Raw genomic sequence first — 18,318 nt, 5'->3', positions numbered from 1 at the left:
GGGTTTATGGCGCGCTTACAAGAAACGCACCAGTACAAACAGACGCTACTTGCGAGGCTGAACCTGAAACAGAAGCTAACCAATCGAGTACATTTCGTTTGTTCATTTCGTCAGTGTGCACACCACCAACGACCATTAACAAATCTATCTCTGGATGATTTTGTATCGAGTAGTCAGCCAGAACTTTAAACCCACCACGGGCAACAACTGGCTCGGCGTGCTCAGAAACCATGAATACATTTAGATCTTCAGCACCTAAGCGCTTTGCCGTACTAAAGACTTCAAATGGCCCAGAGAAGTCGAGAACTTCTGCTTGATTATAAATATAAATTCCGATGTTCATTGCACCTCCATGTACAACTTCATTAATAATTAGAATTTACCATAAACATCTTGTTCGGCTAATTCATACAACCCATTAAGGATTCTTAACTTTATCCATTTTAGTCAGGATGCCTTTGCCCTTCTCATAAACAAGAGATAAACCAAAGTAGACTGAAACCCACAAGACAAAATCAAGAGCGGCTAACTTGATATCAAGTGGATCTGAAAAGATGTTATAGGTGTGTCCAAACTTTGCTTCAATTGATTTAACTAAAATCACTGTAGCGATAAAAATCACAATCCTCATGGGTTTCCCTATCTATACGTTTAAACTAAATCGTACACATGCGTGTGGATATTTTTTAAGTTATTCCAAGTATATAATGCGTTTATAGCCCTACATGTCGTTGGCTTTTTCTATAAACCAAGTGCCTTTACACGGGCCATTGGTTAAATGCCAACGACCATCAAATCTATTGCCACTGCCATGTGCTGAAAATCGATAATCCCACTGGCTATTGCGGACTTCTAACCATTTAACGCATTACGCCAATATTGCACCGTTTTATCAGAGACAGAACCGGTTTCGTTCGCTGATGCGATCAAGAAGCCACATAAGTTGGTTGCAACTTCCTCATTGCCTAACAAATATAAACTACGAATAGCTCGCGTTAACCTTAGTTGGTTATGATCATGGTTTTTAAGCCATACATGATTTGCGGGGCTAAGCGGTAACAACGAAGATATTTCGATACCCTCTCGCTGCATGCCCCAAAACTCAAGCATCAGGTCAAGTACTTGTAGATGAGCTGTGCGGAGCTCTTCTGAATTAGCAAAAATCGCCCTGTCTTCTTGAGTAACCAACGGGGCATGTTGATTAAACTTAGTCCCTTCATCGATTGGGAAAAACACTTGGATGTACTTATGGTCGTGCTCCAACCAAAAGTGATTGTAAGCTAACAACTGTTCAATATTACGACCAAATTTGTCTGGCACTTCACCAGATATAAAGCGAGCAATCTCACTCATTTTTAAATCCTACTGACTATAACCCCCCACTTGTGGGCGAATGCATTATTACGCAGTAAACCTTGAAAAACCTAGTCCTTTACGTTGTAAGCACCGATCTGACTTCGAACGCCAAATACCGCACGTTAGGAATACTTGTTAATACTTCCAACTCACTGTTTTAACAGACGACACTGATACCCTGCGACGCATTTTAGCTCTGTAATATGTTCAGGGAATCGTTCCTGAAGAAAACACAATGCATCCGCTAGGGTTATCTGGTGCATACAATTTCAAGCGACTGACATAAGTGACTAGCGTAAGTCGCTAACATAAGAGACTAACGCAAGCGTCTCAACACAACCTGCTGGTCGAGCTCATTCTGATAGTCCGTGTAATCAAGCCCTTGATCAAATATGTACTCAGTGACAAGAGTACGAATGCACTCAACCAATGTGCTTGCTTGCCAAGGCTTTTCAAAGTAACGGTCGATACCTGCTGCATTAATCGCATTGATGGTATCAGTATGAGTGGCCTGCCCCGTAAGAAGAATTTTCTTTGTATTCGGAAAGCGGCTGTCATGGAACACTTCAGTGAGTAACTCCACACCCGTTTTCCCTGGCATCACATGATCAGACACGATGACGGTAATGTGTTCGCCTTCTGCGTCAAGTTCATCAATGAGATCAAGCACTTCTTGCGCTGATTCACAATCTTCAATATTCAGCCAACTCGCCAGCGGCTCTAAATCTTGTACCACTGCGCTCAGTACTTCTCTCTGGTCATCGACACAGATTAAATTAAGCTTCTCCATGTTCACCCTCTACTGGTAACTTGATTCTAAATACAGTTTTTGAAGCATCACTTTTCACAATGATACTTCCGCCATAACCCGCCACAATCCGCTTAACGATTGATAAACCCAAACCCAATCCAAACGATAAACCACCTTTTTTAGTGGTGAAGTTGGGCTGAAATACCTTTCTACGAGTCACCTCGTCTATCTCAGGGCCGTTATTCGTGATCGTAACTAATATTCTTTTCTTACTTAATCTGGTTTGAATTTCTATTGCAGCATCGTCTGAATTCGACATTGCATCACAAGCATTCTTTACAATGTTTACCCAAATCTGAACGAGCTCTGTTTTCGAGCCTTTAAAAGTCGGCAAATCTGCAGGGCTCAATCGCACAGAGACTCTACGTAACTCACTTTGTAACAACGATAAGGCATGGTTAATGGAGTCGTTAATATCAACCGCTTCTTCGGTGTCAATGTCAATTCTGCCAAGTTGTTTAACCGATTTTACGATGCCAACGGTGTGTCTAGATGCCAAACGTAAATCATGTAAGTCACAGCCCATCTGCCAAAAGCGAATCGCTTCTTCTGGGTTTTTCAGCCAATGTTTTGAAATAACGTCTGTTGCATATGAAGCGTCAATTGGAATCGCCTTTGCAAGAGAGCGTGCAATGTTTTTGTCTAAACCATATTTTCTTTCAAATTGTCGCCCACGTGTTCGCGCTTCTGACGACGACGTTTTCTGACCATGCATTAACCCAAAATCGAAAAATTGGCTGGCTTCTGGATGCACTTCTTCAAGTAGATCCATGATGACCGTTTCAAGTCGGCCAGATTTACTATTTACTACACCAATAGCGTTGTTAAGCTCATGGGCAATCCCTGCAGCCAATTGACCCAAGGTCGTCATTTGCTCAGCAGTATGTAACTTCTCTAGCGCTTTTTGTTTCGCTATCGCTTCTTGTGTTGCTCTGCGTTGACGACGCGACAACTCATTGACAATCACAGGTGTGAACTGTGCGGTAAGAGGGCCAAACTTACGTTCATCTTCTGCCGGCGTGTCTTTATCGATCCACGCTAACTCAACATCGGTTTTGGCAACAACCGTTGAAGATGCTGTCCAATTACCAGAAAAGAAGCTATGAACGCCTATAAAAGCCCCACTACCCGCACTAAACACGCGTACTCGCGGTGCATTCGCTTCGGTATAAAAACCTTCCAGTTCTCCACTAAACACATAATACAAACGAGTGTTTAACGCTGATTGTTCAATAATGGTGTTACCGGCACGGCACGTCACCCGACGTTCTGTCTGATTAAAATAACGATCGATAAGTGCTTCTAGCTTTTGTTGATACACGTATCGTTATCCTATGTGACCAATTGAATGTAGCACCCACACCATAACAAAACTCAGTAGCACACCAACCACACCTAAAATAATACCGATTCTGGCCATTTGATTACTTTGCACATGACCTGTGGCATGAGCCAACGCATTCGGTGGCGTACTGATTGGCAGCGACATACCTAATGAAGCAGCAAAAGTCACTACCAGAATTAACGTTAACTCACCGCCTAGTGGCGTGAGTGAAGCCATAGACGAACCTAATGCAGCCATAATTGGCATTAACAAGTTAGCCGTTGCGGTATGAGACATAAAGTTTGCCATTACCAAACACAAGAACGCCGCTCCGAACAACACCACATAGGGTGAGTAAGCATCAAACGGAATGCTGTGTACCACGAGCCTTGCTAAGCCAGTTTTATCGAGAGCTAAACCAAGCGCAATACCACCTGATACAAGCCACAGTACGTCCCAAGAAATCTTTTTAAGGTCTTCTTTATTGATGATCCCTGTGAGTGAGAACACAGCGACAGGAATCAGAGCGACGGTATAAGAGTTCATGCCATGGCTTGAGCCCATTAACCAAAGAATGATGGTCAGCGCAAAAGTGACGTATACCGCAATGGCTTTGGGCGTTTTAAGGAATTTACCTTTGATGCTTAGCTCGATTTTCTTTTGGTCAGCTTTGTACATAAAGCCGATTAAAAACCACGCTAACGCCATCATAATAACGACAAACGGCACACCAAATGCCATCCATTCACCGAACGTAATGAGGTTATCGCCAACTAAATATTTAAGTGCGATAGCGTTCGGCGGGGTACCGATCGGGGTACCAATGCCACCGATGTTAGCGGCAACAGGAATACAAAGCGCAAACGCTATACGACTGGGGTCTTTCGGACCAAACACAGCCAGTACCGGCGTTAAAATAGAGAGCATCATTGCCGTTGTTGCCGTGTTAGACATAAACATCGAAAAGATACCAGTGATCAACATTAAGCCGAGCATCACAAACTTTGGGTCTTGTCCAAATGGCTTCAATAATACACGAGCTAAGTTTACGTCTAATCGATACTTAGTGGCGGCCATCGCTAAGAAAAAACCGCCTAAAAACAGCATGATGATTGGGCTGGCGAATGTCGCCATGATGTCGCTGTATTTTAACAACTCACCAAAATGTTCCTGCCCATGATCAAACCTTAAAAAGATCAGCCCTTTATCCGACAACATCAACAATTGCAGAACGATAATAACAACAGACGTCGCGTAAATCGGGATAGGCTCGAACACCCAGCACAATGCCGCTAATAAAAAGATCGCGATAACGCGTTGTTGAATAATCGTAAGGCCTTCAAATGGAAACGCTGATAGCGGCATTACGAGGATAATGAAAGGAATTAAAATAGGGATAATGTATTTAATATAGGGGCGCATAGCACAAAAACTCTTCCTGAGATAACAACTACTTAGAAATTAGATTTAAAGTTCTAATTTAGTCCGACAACGAATTATCGACCTCTTATCACTATCTCACTATCGGCTAGATCAATGATTCCGTAATCGCGATATCCCCGTTTTCGTTTCTGTGCGCTACCTCTACGTTTGTGTGTCATTTACTTTTGCAATATAACTTGATCAATCTCGTCGTCAGGATCTTCCAAAGGGCTACTGGCCTGTCGATAAAGATTAGGAAGCATTACGTCAACTGCGAAATCTGCCTTGAAGCATTTACGTGCGTGGTTCAGATAGGTGTTCTATGCCCAACTCTCGTTGTTTACGTTTACTTAAACCACTAGCAACAATACGATAAGACTCAGACAAGTAATACTTTAGGTCATCGTCTAATTGACCTGAAGTTTCAACTTGCTGTATCCATTTCATCCCACGGTTAGCAAAGTACGGAGCCGGTTTATAGCCTTCACAATCACTGAGAAAGTCGTAATTTAAGTTGGATGTCTTAAAAGTGAATGCCGCTTTTTTGCCATCACTCCAACCACCAATGGCAAAGACTTTACCACCCACCTTCCAGACATCTGAATTGCCCCATTGAACGACATGACTCGTCCCAGTAAATGTCCCGCAAAAATGGTTAAACTCATCGTAATTCATACTCATTTCCTTATGCACACAACCTCGGATTAAATGGCTAACGTCAGTTCTTGTATGTCAATTAGATCGACTTCCCTACCTAATATTTGCTTGTACTCTACTAAATGATGAACTGGGATTACTGGCAATTCGATACCGAGATAGCTTTTAATGACTGACTCTGAAAAATCGATTTCGAGTTGATGCCAAGATCCATCTAGAGCCGACTGTATCTTCGTATTATGAGATAAACCAATTTCAATTTTTTGGTCCTGGTAAACTAACTGGAAATACTCGAGATCCCAACCGTATTCTGCATAGTGAATTAACGGCTTAGATATGAATTGCGATACGCGAGCCAAAACCTTGTTTGCGTCAAAGTTGTGGATATAAAGGTCTATGTCTGCGATCTCACGACTGCCACCATGTATCGTTGCAGCTAGCCCTCCGACAATTTGATACTCAACACCATCAGCATCCAAGAGTTCTTTGAGCCACTTCAGTGCTACTTTCACTTTTTCACTCATCTAATTCCCTTAGCTGAATTTTCCCTATACCAAAACATCTAATTGAGCAGCAATCATCAGTTATAGATGCCGTGTACATTTGTTATGCCGCTATTTCAACTTAAATGGCTCTTTGAATATTCAAACAATTTGAAATCGTCTGATTGGTCTGGCTGTACTTCGCCGACTTTGATATAGCCTAACTTTTCGTAGAAATGGTGGTTTCTGTATGACTGATAAGGAGTGAACAAAGTCCAGTTTGTGATATGCGAATACCGGTGTTCAATAAGGCTCATGGCTTGAGAGCCAATATGTTTATTTTGATACTGAACATCAATGTAGAAATATCGGATCTCAATACTGCTCTGCTCACCACACTCTACGCAAATTGCCCCAGCATAGTCGCTGTTGTACAGCACTTTATAAAAATTGCCTTTACTAACCTCAGCTTGGAACCACTCTGTTGATTCTATGTTTGGCGGGAACGCACCGTATTTTTCCACATCGTCTGCAAATGCGCTGAGTGCAGACTTCTGCAGCTGTTGGATATCGGCAGTGCTGGCAAGTTCAAGTTGGAGGGAGATATCCGGCATAATTATCCTTAATTCATATACTTTCGACCAAGTGCCCATTTATGTAACGCATTGTACCAGCGCAACATTTTCCTTTAGCACATAGATATTATGGAAATATAAACCATTCACACTGCCAATAAAATCGCCAACTTACCAAGATCAAGCATAGCTCTCATGCTTCAGCCTTTGTGTTAGCGAAGACGTTCGCTCGATACGCTAATTTAAATTCAAACTCTGCATTTAACGTCTCTGCATCTGTAGCTAGCATTAATTTGACATAATCATATGCAGGATTCCTTTCCTCCATATGCCCTTTGATTAAACGCTGCACTTCTGCATAGTGAAAACGAGCAAAGTCTTGGTTTTCGAAGATAGAATCCAAAGAAATGCTAAGAGCTTGCTGTTGCTCTTCTCCATAAAGTCCAGAGACATAATCTTTGAGATCTTTTATGTACCAAGTCAATTTCATACTCCTTGTGTGCTAACGCCTGCATAACACGTTTACTACTATGCAATTATACTTAAAATTGGCGCCTTAAAACGAAAAACACCCGATAACCTGAGGATGCCGAGCGTAGTAAATCGTGTTGATGCATTTGTTAGCACATACTTATGGAGCGCAATAGATTATTGGTATCGCATTCATATCTCTAACCGCATGTGCAAAAGACGAAATAATCCATAAAAGCTGAGTAATGTGTCCAGGAACACTTTCTCCATTTTGTATTCTCCTGAATTGTGCCTCGATTTCTGATTTAGACATAAATGAACAACTAAGAATACATTTTCTATGAAGCTGGTAATTTTTTAATAAATCACCTAAATCCGTTTCAGCATTTGTCATATTACCTTGACGAACACGTTTAATTTGCGTTTGTGTACCATTGTTAGAATATAGATTATTAAACTTATTTTCTATTCTTTGCACAAATTGTTGTTGAGTAAAAAACATATTGCCTAAGTTCTTAATCCCTTGCCCAACAACATCGTGTAGTTTACTTGCTGATGTAGTCAGATCTCCATGCTTTGAGTGTATAAAGGATATACAACCATCATCAATATTAAATGTTATATGATCAGCCCACTCGATCCCTAAATCATCGCAAAAAACATAGTTATCTTGTTCATGTAATCGCTCTATTAGTTCAAACATTGAACCACTTTCAAATAGCTCTTGGTCTGAACTAAAATTACCTTTTTCCGATGTTATTTGTGTCATACCTTCTATTGGCTTCAGAATATCTAAAATACTATTTATTTCAGAGACACCAGATGAATCCTGAAAACAAGCTCCCATAAAATACATATACTTAGGATCAGAAAAAGTAATACTATAGAAACCATTCTTAACAATATACCTTTGTAAGGTTATATCTTTTCCATTTTCTACAAGCCTAAAGTTTGTTAATTTTTTCGATTGCAATGTAAGAGTTTTAGGATTACGCCTTATTTTTGCATCCGTTGAATGACCAACAATTTCGTAATTCTCGTTTATTTCATACGTTTTTTCAAGCTCTTGATACAGTTTTTGCTTAACTCTATTTGAAACTGTTATTGTTTTCCCACGTTTTGATTTGTATTTAATTATTAAGCTATCTTTCTCTATTCTTTCAGACAACTGAGTACTTTCAATCAAGAGAGCATTTGGTGAGGTTATCTCTAAAACATCAATTAACTCGACTTTCTTCGCAAATGCTTCAAGAAATTCGTTATCAGTTGCATTCGCTAGCAAATTTACTTGTTCTTTAACCCATAAAGCTATGTCATCAATTGATATTCTTTGAGATGCTTCAACAATTCGACCAGTGCCTGAAATAGACTTAATCGAAGCACCTTGACGAATTTTTAAGTAATATGGAATTGATCGTCCAGCCGAATGCGTAGAAAGTAGACCTTTCAGATCTGCTGCTTCATAAGATCTAGCTCTCATAGCTCGATCAGAAATAGTCATATTTCTTAAAGCCATTTTCTGATATTCAGCATCGTGATTAAACGTACGGCTTAACTCTGAACTTCCAATTAAATCAAAATTTTCTTTGATTAATTCGGTTATATTTGAACAGCTTTTTTTAAGAAAAGCATAATGACCATTATATTCAATAATAATTATATACGCATGGATTCTATCTTCAATTTCATCATCTAAAAAATATACAGGTTTAACTGAAGGAAAAACCTTAACTGAATAAACATAGTTTAAGTCATTTTCTTCACTCGCCTTTTCTTGTCGGAAAACGTCAATTAAGTAGCTTCCCCCTTCCTCTATGTTATCTGAAGCACCTTCCATTATTCCACAAATAACATCATCTGTTATTTCTGTTTTAGGAAGATAAAAGTGTGCATTTTTTGTTAATTCTAATCTTTCTGGCATTTATTCTCACCTAGTCACTAAGCGTTGTATATAATTATATGCGTGTGCTAACGCACAATTAAGGTGTGAAGCACGCAGCGACTACACTTAAATTGGTCACCGTAAACACTGAACTAAACCCAAACCAAAAATGCCAAGCGTGCTGAATCACTCTTAAATTGTTTGTTATATCATTACCGCCAGTCTTTGACGATTTTGTCTTTAAATACTGCTGTAATAGAGTCTTTATGGAGGTATTCAATAACACCAACTAACTCTTTTGAAAAATCCATTTTTATCGGTTGATTAATAGGCTCAGAAATCCAATAATCCACCTCATATTTACATATTTTAAGTTTCAATCCATTATTTATTAGATAAGCATCTTTGAACATTTCCGAATACGAATGTTCGCCTGGCTCACGTGATATTTTTTCTAATTTAGTTGAAAGCTCTAAAAGTGAATATTTTTCACCTCGTTCGATGTCTTCAATAAATATTTCATTATTTAACCCAGAGGATACCAATTGACTATCAATGTTTAAATCAGTGTTTTCTTTAAGCCAGTCACCGTCAAGGAATGGCTTAAAGTTAGTGATTTGAGCGGAAGGCATTATTTGCATATTTATATTTACTTCGCGAATTAGAGGGTTACCTTCCTTATCCTCCCAATCATCATCTCGTTGCTCCCGCACAATAAGTAAATCAATCTTATTATTTTTCGCCTTTAGTTCAGCGCCACTTTGATAACCGGTTTTTGTAGCAAAGACCGGCTTTAAGTCAGGAATATCTCTAATCTTACCAATCAAGCCGTCAATTCTGTCAATTGAAACACGTGAAGTATAGTCTTTACACTCGATGATCGTTTTGTATGTTACACCGGCTAATTCGTACTCCCAATACAAATCGAATTCTCGAACAATTCCGTAGTTATCTGTGATTTTTTTGTTTCGTTCAATTTCGATATTTTTTTGTAACATTAACTCTTCAGAATTAATGAGTGCTTGCTGTAAATTTTGAACAAATATTTCGTAATCTTTGCCAGTTGACATGATAAATCCTCGATATTAATTTTTTATATAACAGCTATTAGACAGAAAATTTTTTATTTAAATACAGAGTTTTCTGTCTAGTTTCTTATGCTGTCTATCTTAAGCGACTTACTCCATTTATAACAACAACTTATCATTCTTAGTTTGTGATTGAACAAGGAAATGTAGAATTTAGTTCTGCCTAACAGAACCAAATGAAGAAAACTTGATAACTGCTCTGACTGATATTGTTAAAACAAGTTTGCTATTGATAATAAGGACAATATTTCCACTTCCAAAAAACCGATTATTTACTCATTTGTAATTAAGATAAAAACTGAAAAATATCGAAGTCAGCTTAGATACTTTCATTCTATAAATTAAAACAAAGCAGGTTTTAATATCTCCCGCCCTATCATACATTTACGATAAATAACAAATTTAAATTTTATAAAAACAATTTGATCAACAAGGGTTTTTGTAAACTTTGAATTACATACTCTAAAAATAAATCTCCCTGATAAACTTGTCATAATTCTAAATGCTCTTCCAATCTTGATTCGCAACACATGGCATTAGCGTGTTGCATATAGACTTCCTATAAAGCCGTTGGGAAGAAGGAGTTTATATTAAAATCAGGAACGAAAAATGAACCAACAACGTCAACTAAGCTGGAAAATAGCAGCTATTCTAGGTACATCTTTTGGCTTTAATGCACACGCTGCAGAAATGGTCAGAGTCGATAACGATACACTGCTACAACAAAGCCTCGTCGCTCAGTCGAAGAGTGTTGCCCCACTAGAATTAGGTTTTTCTGAAGTTAAACGGGTGGTATTGCCCAATGGGAAAACGAAAGTCCGCTATCAACAAACTCACCTAGGTTTACCCGTCTTTGATACCTCCGTTGTCGCCACCCTTTCCAAGAACCAACCCACTCAAGTATTCGGTTCAATGGCACAAGGGATCAGTGGAGACTTGTCCAGCAACGCACCAAAGCTGAATGAGGAACAAGCGATTGAAGCCGCTATTTCCTCTCACCGCACGTTTACTGTCGGCAAAAAGTCGATTGAAAATCAAAACGCGAAACTGATGGTGAGATTGGATGAGAACCAAGTCGCCCAAGTGGTGTATCTGGTCGATTTCTTTATCGCGTCCTCTATGCCAGAGCGCCCTTTCTACTTTATTGATGCCACGACTGGCGATGTGCTCCAAAAATGGAATGGGTTGAACCACGCTAAAGCATTGGGTGCTGGCCCCGGTGGTAATATCAAAACCACTCGATATGAATATGGTAGTGACTTCCCTAGCTTTCCGATCGACAAAACAGGCACAACTTGTACGTTAGAAAATGAATCAGTTAAGACAATCGATTTGAGGAACGGAACCTCTGGCAGCGCAGCCTACAGTTACAACTGTGCCGACGGAACCAACTACACCGATCATAAATACATCAACGGGGCTTACTCGCCTCTTAACGATGCGCACTATTTTGGTAATGTCGTATTCGATATGTACAAAGAGTGGATGAATACGTCGCCTTTAACTTTCCAACTGACTATGCGCGTTCATTACGGTACCGATTATGAAAATGCTTTCTGGAATGGTACATCAATGACTTTTGGGGATGGCAAAAATACCTTTTATCCATTGGTCGATATCAATGTGAGTGCTCACGAGGTTAGCCACGGGTTCACCGAGCAAAACTCCGGCCTTGTGTACCAAAACATGTCGGGCGGTATCAATGAAGCCTTCTCCGATATTGCGGGCGAAGCGGCTGAATACTACTTACGTGGCAGTGTGGATTGGGTGGTCGGAAGCGATATATTCAAATCAGAAGGCGGCTTGCGTTACTTTGATCAACCTTCAAAAGATGGTCGTTCGATTGATCACGCCTCGCAATACTACGATGGCTTGAACGTTCACTTATCTAGCGGTGTTTATAACCGTGCCTTTTACCTTTTAGCGAACAAATCGGGTTGGAATGTACGTAAGGGCTTTGAAATATTCACGGTTGCCAACCAGTTGTATTGGACGGCAAACAGTACCTTTGATGCCGGTGCTTGTGGCGTAGCGAAAGCCGCAGCAGACATGGGCTATGTGGTTGCCGATGTTGAAGATGCTTTTAATACCGTCGGCGTTAATGCAAGTTGTGGTGTCACGCCTCCAACTGGCAATGTATTAACGAAAGGCACACCGATTGCGAACTTAAGTGGAAACCAATCCTCGGAGAGCTTCTACACGTTCATTGTGGATTCTGCATCCAGCGTGACGGTTTCAATGTCTGGTGGTTCAGGCGATGCCGATCTTTACGTGAAATCAGGCAGCAAGCCAACCACATCGAGTTACGATTGCCGTCCTTATCGTGCAGGAAACAATGAGCAGTGCAGTGTGAGCGCGCAACCGGGTGTCACCTATCATGTGTTACTGCGCGGATACTCGAACTACTCTGGCCTAACGTTACGTTTAGATTGAGTTAGAGCGAGCCTCTCAAACAAGTTGTAAATCGAGAACTAGCGGTTAACCGCGAAATAAAAACCTACTCACTTTGAGTAGGTTTTTTTATGACACACCCTAGTAGTTAATAATATTGTAAGTTATTTACTGATACGCTTATTAATTTATAAATATCAAGGTTACTTAGGTATTGTTTTATAAAAACAGTTTAAATTGAGATCCTGTGCTGCACAACGAAACAAAAATAACTGACTAACTTTCGAACACATTCACGTTACTGATAGGTTAATCCTTATAGGGCAAAAGCTCTATTGATGATAAAAATTAAAATAAGGATTATTTATGAGACCATCTTTTCCTATCAGTATGGTGCTTGCAACGACAGTGGTTGGCTTCCAGTCTTTTGCGCAAAATATTGAGACAACGGATTCATTAGGTATTGCAGAAAGTAGCGCAGCGCAAAAGCAATCTCTGGCGTTGCAAATCAGCGAGCGTTATTCCGATCTTGAGCTTTCATTGAAGGCTCAGATCTCAGAAAAGAACTTATCCGCGCCTGTAGATAAATTGAGCTCTACTCAGCCCTACTCTGCATTTTCAAGCAGGATGCAGAAAGCGGATCTTGGTTATCGCAAGATGAAAAGGATCAACGACTTCAGCGACTCTGTGTTAGAGGTTCGCATGGCTGATGAAGCGATGATCGAAGCTTGGAAGAATGGTGAAAGCCCGCTGTTTGCATTTGAACCATCAGGCGACGATTCGAATTGGCAATACATTGAAGCGTATGACGTGTACGGACAAGTTCATCAATTAGATGTGTACCAAATGCCAGACGTCCCAGTGTTTGTGGTTGATAGTAACGGTGCTGAAGAGCTCAAAGCAGGCTTAATGGCGATGCAGGCAGAGATGCAAAAGCTGGGTACTACAACGCAAATCAATGCCGTTAGCGATACCAATGCCGACGAGAGTAAACCTCAAAAATCGTCTTTGATGAACAGGGCTCGTCGCTCGATGGCCTTGTCGGAACCTGAGCCGTTGAATACAACACAATTAACCAAAATCCGTTTAGCCGTCGACCAAGAACCTTGGATCTCTGGTAAAGCGGAAATCTACGCTATCGTGACGGGTGTCGATTCAAGTCGTTTAGAGCCCCAGATCGACCTCGTTGAGATGCCTTATCTGGACTACGACAAACAGACGTACTACCCGAACCAGACCGTCATCTTCTGGCCTCGCTACCGTTGGGGCGCTGCAGACATGATCTTGATGGAACACGATGATGGCACAGACTACAAAGCGCTAGCAAAACTCTTGGTTCAAGCCGCAGAAGATATACTGAAGATGATTCCTGATCCAGAAGTTCAAGGTTATGCGATCATCCCTCAGATAACAGGCAAGATTATCGATGTGATTCCTGATGGCGTATTAGTGAATGATGATGACTTCGTGGACGTGTACTACACCTTAATGCAGAACACGCCTTATGTAGACCGTCCGGGCGCTGGCGGAAATGCTGTCGCATCGTTTGCACCAGTCACGATTTCACCAACAGAGTAAGTCGTTTCTTATTCAGTTAGGGCTTAAACGCTAGGCCCTAACTCTTCATTATCGAAGGTAAGTCAAACACAAGAGACCTACTCAGAATCTAATTACAGGGAGTAATCAAACACAATGATGTCTTCTAAAAGCGGACGAAACACATCTTTCAGCGCATCATGCTCAGGGTGCGGAAGGTAATTCTGGCGGCCTTCTTCATCGGCGAACGTCATTAACACCGAGTGGGTATAACCTTGATTCTTGTTTTCAGGGCTGTCATTTAATCCCCATTCTACTGAAGTGACCCCTTCAACCTTGTTTGGCATCGCTTCAAACAGCATCTTTAGTTTTTGAACCTCTGAAGCTTCAGCGTTTTCTTTAAACTTAATCAGTAGAATATGACGAATCATTCCCGTTTCTTTTTGAGTCATTCCTTGTCCTTTCGAGTCGTTCGCTTACTGGTTTGTAATGCTTAACCAACACCCAATAGCGATCTAAAGTTAGAGAACAACAAAATGCCACACGTTACACAACATGCCAAGGCTAGATCGCTAGAGTTTATAAAATACTCCACAACCCAATAACGAAAAATGCTGCACCCAAGGGCGCAGCATTTCTCATGACAATGGTAAGCACATCTTTAACGTTAATCACGACGACCTGTAAGCTGGATCGTTTGGTCTTGATCTACGTTCTTTTGGAATTGGATTCCGCCGTTAGACGCTTCATTTCTTCCTTCCAGTGTTAAGTCAGATTCAACGCGCTCAGCCTTTATTTGATTACCTTCGCTTCTTGTCATGTCGATAGTCCCTGTATACGTACCGTCGGCAGCAAAAGCCGTGCTCATTGAAAGAGCCATTAAGCCTAGTGCGATTAACTTTTTCATACATCACCTCATATTATTTTTAATTATTTGTTCGTTTGGTATCTGTGTTTCTTTGTTGAGGTAACTTTAGCGCTTGAGTGAAAGCCATTCGAGGAAAAGCAATATTTACCAAATGGAAAATCAAGGGATTAGCGAAGTTCTGACGCTGTTCTGTCTTATCTGTTTTGTACTACCACTATGATATTAGAGTCACATAATTTCTGTACGCCTACCGCACCGAAATTACTGCCTATAAAAGGATTCATTTGGAGAGCCTGTGGACATCAATCTAGACATTCAAAATATCCTCGTCATCAAGCGTATGTATGAACTTCGCAATGTTGGACTGGTTGCGGAGTCGCTAGGAAAAACCTCTGGGGCGATCAGCAAGAACCTCTCGAAGTTAAAGTTGCAGCTCGACGATCCACTGTTCATTCAAACGAAACACGGGTTTGAACCCACGACTTTTGTTGAAACCAACATCGAAAATTTTGAGCAGATCTTGAGCAGCGTTGAAGCCATAAAACATCAAGTGTTCTCGCCAGAAACTTACCAAGGCGATATCAAAATCTACGCGAATACACTGTTCTGGGAGCGCTTTGGCTCGAAGCTCTACTTTGCTCTGAGTAAAGAAGCCCCGCATGCTCACTACTCATTCGTTCGGTGGGGAAGCAATGTGAGGAACAGGCTCATCGACGGCGAAGAATCCATAGCGGTTCATTACTTTGATGAAACCTTGCCACAGTCAATTTCTCAAATGGAATTCGGTAAAGGAAAAGTGGTGTTCTTCGTGAGAGAGGATCATCCAGCGAAAGACTTTGAGTCGCTCGCCAACTACCCAATCATTCTATTTAAAACCCCGGGATGGAATGACAATAAATACCCGATCCTTGATCGCCTTAGGAATATCGGTTTTCACGTCAACCCAAGAGTGGAAGTCGACCACCCTGCGATGATTCACGATGTTGTGTTCAAATCCGACTATTTTGGTATCACCCTCAATGGCAGCGTACCAGAAGGCTGTCGTAGTATTGATTTACCCGAAAAACTGACGATCGATGTGGGTTATGTGATGAGCTGCCGTCGTTCACAGAAAGATGCGCCTTTGAATCAATGGCTATTCCAAATGCTAAAGTCTACGCTGAAAAACAAGCAAGCATAGTTCAACATCTAAAGGCCTAAATGATTACCGGGTTAACTGCTTATAAAGCTTAAAGACTTAACCGCTTAGCTGCTTAACGACTTAACTCCCTATCATCCAAAAAAGAAAAGGCTCCCGAGGGAGCCTTTGATTAGGATTCTAGTGACTATTCGCTTATGTTTTTATTTTAAAATGCTTCTTCGAGCGTTTGCTCGTTCTTTTTTTCTGTTTGTTTCTCGCTGGTCTCTAACTCTTTCAAGCGCGCGGTGAAGTGTCTTAACACCGGTGGCTCGTAGGTAAAGTCGAGCCCTTTCACTTGTCCTGCATTCTCTTTCACTTTTTCAAATGCTTCGATGATGAAGTCCATGTGCGTTTGTGTGTAGGTCGCGCGAGGAATGGTAAGGCGCAATAACTCTGCTGGGCATGGGTGTTGTTCACCGGTTGCTGGGTCGCGACCTTGCAGCAATGAGCCAATCTCAACCGCTCTGATACCCGCGACTTTATAGAGTTCACACGCCAAAGCATGTGCGGGGAACTGACTAGCAGGAATGTGTGGAAGCAGTTTACCCGCATCCACAAACGCAGCATGACCGCCTGCTTGCTGGCACACGATGCCCATCGCTTCTAAGCCATCAACAAGGTATTGAACCTGACCAATACGGTACTCTAACCAATCTTGGCGCATGCCGTCATACAGACCAACCGCAAGACGCTCCATCGCGCCACCTTCTAAACCACCATAGGTTGGGAAGCCTTCTTGCACCACACACAAGGTTCGACACTCTGTGTACACATCCATGAAAGAGTCGTCTTTAAAGCACAACAAGCCGCCCATTTGTACCATGGCATCTTTCTTGGCAGACATGGCTAAGCCATCCGCGTATTTGTAAGACTCACGAGTGATCTGTTCGATTGTCCAATCTTGATAACCCGCTTCTCGTTGTTGAATGAAGTAGGCATTTTCAGCGTAACGTGCAGAATCCATGATCACAGGGATGTCGTACTTCTGAGCCACTTGATACACGGCTTTTAGGTTGGCGATAGACACTGGCTGTCCACCAGCAGAGTTACAAGTAATGGTGCTCACAATATAAGGAACATTGGCTGCGCCCGCTTCTAAAATCGCTTCTTCCAGCTTCACCACATCGAAGTTGCCTTTGAAGTCCGCATTCACTGAGGTATCGAACGCTTCTTTGGTATAAACGTTCTTCGCCACACAGCAATTCACTTGGGTGTGACCTTGCGTGGTATCGAAAAAGTAGTTCGACAAGGCGACCATTTTGCTGCGATCGAGCCCTTTCTCCATTTCGCGCTTTTTGATAAGAACCGGAATGTAGATCTGCTCTGCGCCGCGCCCTTGGTGTGTTGGAATCGTCAACTCGTAACCGAAGATATCCTTAACCGCGTTCGACAATGCGTAGTAACTGCGGCTACCACTGTAAGCTTCATCCCCCATTAACATCGCGGCTTGCATACGCTGAGTAATAGATCCTGTTCCGCTGTCTGTCAGTAAATCGATAAACACATCATCACTATCAAGTAAGAATGGGTTCATGCCTGCTTCAACAATGGCTTGCTCACGATATGCAGAGGTTGTTCTTTTTACTGGTTCTACAACACGAATACGAAACGGTTCTGGTAGATGTTTGAAGTTTTCCATAATAATACCTTTCAATACATTCCGATCAGGTCGAAATCTATTTTCTTTAGATGTCACGAATCCTCACCATTAAATTATTAGTTCCGTATAAATACACACATAAAATTAACAGTGAAAATAAAAAATTAAAAAATGACTTATTAATCAAACCTAAACAGAGGCTGAGATAATTAGCGAGAACGACAAAACAACGAATATTCCGCACGAAATAATAAGTGCGATATTCATGCGTTCAAAGGTTATCAAAGCTGCTGATAGGTAAACAAAGCATGCTGCTTTGCTGGCGCGTGACGCCTAGAGGGTACTACTCTGAAGAAAGGCGGAACGAGAGCTGGTGATCTAAGGTATACCAAGCTAACAAGGTTAGCCATGTTGTTGATTGCCATTTCAGATACATGTTCACAATATATCCCTACGTTGAAATCAAGATGAACCGAAAATTAAATATAGTGCAATTGTTTTATAAATACAGCTTAGAAAAGTATAAATGTGATCAAAATTTGGAATGGTAATTAAATACGATAGCATGTTATATAAACTGTGAATCACAGCCGTTTATATACTATTAAACTAGTTCAACGAGTTACTTAATAATATCGAATCTCTTTTGAACTCAATATCGGCTTTGTTGCGTAA

Annotated in this window: 17 protein-coding genes and 1 pseudogene; 3 read left to right on the top strand and 15 right to left on the bottom strand. The window is 41.2% G+C overall.

The window, feature by feature from the left end; genetic code table 11:
* Window positions 1-13 precede the first annotated feature (13 nt).
* From AB4589_RS21185 to AB4589_RS21130, 12 genes and pseudogenes are all read right to left on the bottom strand, one after another.
* Window positions 14-343, bottom strand: a pseudogene (locus AB4589_RS21185) (DJ-1/PfpI family protein); the annotation flags it as partial.
* 75 nt (window positions 344-418) lie between these two features.
* Complete coding sequence (locus AB4589_RS21180) at window positions 419-631, bottom strand: hypothetical protein (protein ID WP_372101639.1); 213 nt, start codon at window positions 629-631, stop codon at window positions 419-421.
* A 221-nt stretch (window positions 632-852) separates the two neighbouring features.
* Entirely contained in the window at window positions 853-1,353 is a 501-nt protein-coding gene (locus AB4589_RS21175) for an opioid growth factor receptor-related protein (protein WP_372101638.1), read from the bottom strand.
* A gap of 319 nt (window positions 1,354-1,672) precedes the next feature.
* On the bottom strand, window positions 1,673-2,146 hold the full coding sequence (locus AB4589_RS21170) for a response regulator (protein WP_017062404.1): 474 nt from the start codon (window positions 2,144-2,146) through the stop codon (window positions 1,673-1,675).
* The gene (locus tag AB4589_RS21165; protein WP_102572273.1) at window positions 2,133-3,488 is read right to left on the bottom strand and encodes an ATP-binding protein; all 1,356 of its coding nucleotides are present in this window, start codon (window positions 3,486-3,488) and stop codon (window positions 2,133-2,135) included. Before AB4589_RS21165 ends, AB4589_RS21170 begins: the two co-directional genes overlap by 14 nt.
* Window positions 3,489-3,494: 6 nt before the next feature.
* Window positions 3,495-4,913, bottom strand: a complete 1,419-nt coding sequence (locus AB4589_RS21160) for a DASS family sodium-coupled anion symporter (RefSeq protein WP_372101637.1) — start codon at window positions 4,911-4,913, stop codon at window positions 3,495-3,497.
* A gap of 294 nt (window positions 4,914-5,207) precedes the next feature.
* A complete protein-coding gene (locus AB4589_RS21155) occupies window positions 5,208-5,588 on the bottom strand; it encodes an MmcQ/YjbR family DNA-binding protein (protein WP_009846550.1) in 381 nt (126 codons plus the stop codon).
* Between the two features lie 29 nt (window positions 5,589-5,617).
* A complete protein-coding gene (locus AB4589_RS21150) occupies window positions 5,618-6,094 on the bottom strand; it encodes a MazG-related protein (protein ID WP_372101636.1) in 477 nt (158 codons plus the stop codon).
* A 95-nt stretch (window positions 6,095-6,189) separates the two neighbouring features.
* Window positions 6,190-6,666, bottom strand: coding sequence for a GNAT family N-acetyltransferase (locus tag AB4589_RS21145; protein ID WP_372101635.1), 477 nt, complete (start codon window positions 6,664-6,666; stop codon window positions 6,190-6,192).
* Between the two features lie 154 nt (window positions 6,667-6,820).
* On the bottom strand, window positions 6,821-7,111 hold the full coding sequence (locus AB4589_RS21140; protein WP_372101634.1) for a hypothetical protein: 291 nt from the start codon (window positions 7,109-7,111) through the stop codon (window positions 6,821-6,823).
* 147 nt (window positions 7,112-7,258) lie between these two features.
* Complete coding sequence (locus AB4589_RS21135; RefSeq protein ID WP_372101633.1) at window positions 7,259-9,019, bottom strand: hypothetical protein; 1,761 nt, start codon at window positions 9,017-9,019, stop codon at window positions 7,259-7,261.
* A 173-nt stretch (window positions 9,020-9,192) separates the two neighbouring features.
* A complete protein-coding gene (locus AB4589_RS21130; RefSeq protein ID WP_102326557.1) occupies window positions 9,193-10,050 on the bottom strand; it encodes a restriction endonuclease in 858 nt (285 codons plus the stop codon).
* A 627-nt stretch (window positions 10,051-10,677) separates the two neighbouring features.
* Between AB4589_RS21130 and AB4589_RS21125 the strand changes: the two genes are divergently transcribed.
* Both AB4589_RS21125 and AB4589_RS21120 read left to right on the top strand, forming a co-directional pair.
* A complete protein-coding gene (locus AB4589_RS21125; RefSeq protein ID WP_372101632.1) occupies window positions 10,678-12,501 on the top strand; it encodes a M4 family metallopeptidase in 1,824 nt (607 codons plus the stop codon).
* Between the two features lie 324 nt (window positions 12,502-12,825).
* A complete protein-coding gene (locus AB4589_RS21120; protein ID WP_372101631.1) occupies window positions 12,826-14,037 on the top strand; it encodes a DUF3103 domain-containing protein in 1,212 nt (403 codons plus the stop codon).
* 92 nt (window positions 14,038-14,129) lie between these two features.
* Here AB4589_RS21120 and AB4589_RS21115 read toward each other — a convergent pair whose 3' ends face one another.
* Complete coding sequence (locus AB4589_RS21115) at window positions 14,130-14,447, bottom strand: Dabb family protein (protein ID WP_009846539.1); 318 nt, start codon at window positions 14,445-14,447, stop codon at window positions 14,130-14,132.
* Between the two features lie 215 nt (window positions 14,448-14,662).
* Entirely contained in the window at window positions 14,663-14,902 is a 240-nt protein-coding gene (locus AB4589_RS21110) for a hypothetical protein (RefSeq protein ID WP_372101630.1), read from the bottom strand.
* A 256-nt stretch (window positions 14,903-15,158) separates the two neighbouring features.
* On the opposite strand from AB4589_RS21110, the gene AB4589_RS21105 reads away from it, so the two are divergent.
* On the top strand, window positions 15,159-16,043 hold the full coding sequence (locus AB4589_RS21105; protein WP_017090766.1) for a LysR family transcriptional regulator: 885 nt from the start codon (window positions 15,159-15,161) through the stop codon (window positions 16,041-16,043).
* A 166-nt stretch (window positions 16,044-16,209) separates the two neighbouring features.
* Here the strand turns inward: AB4589_RS21105 and tnaA are convergent, their stop codons facing one another.
* Complete coding sequence (gene tnaA, locus AB4589_RS21100; RefSeq protein WP_372101629.1) at window positions 16,210-17,682, bottom strand: tryptophanase; 1,473 nt, start codon at window positions 17,680-17,682, stop codon at window positions 16,210-16,212.
* Between the last annotated feature and the right edge of the window lie 636 nt (window positions 17,683-18,318).

It is taken from the genome of Vibrio sp. 10N.222.49.A3, assembly GCF_041475145.1.
Taxonomy (GTDB): domain Bacteria; phylum Pseudomonadota; class Gammaproteobacteria; order Enterobacterales; family Vibrionaceae; genus Vibrio; species Vibrio tasmaniensis_A.
Note: the sequence above shows the minus strand (reverse complement) of the source record. Positions and strands in the feature narration are given on the sequence as shown.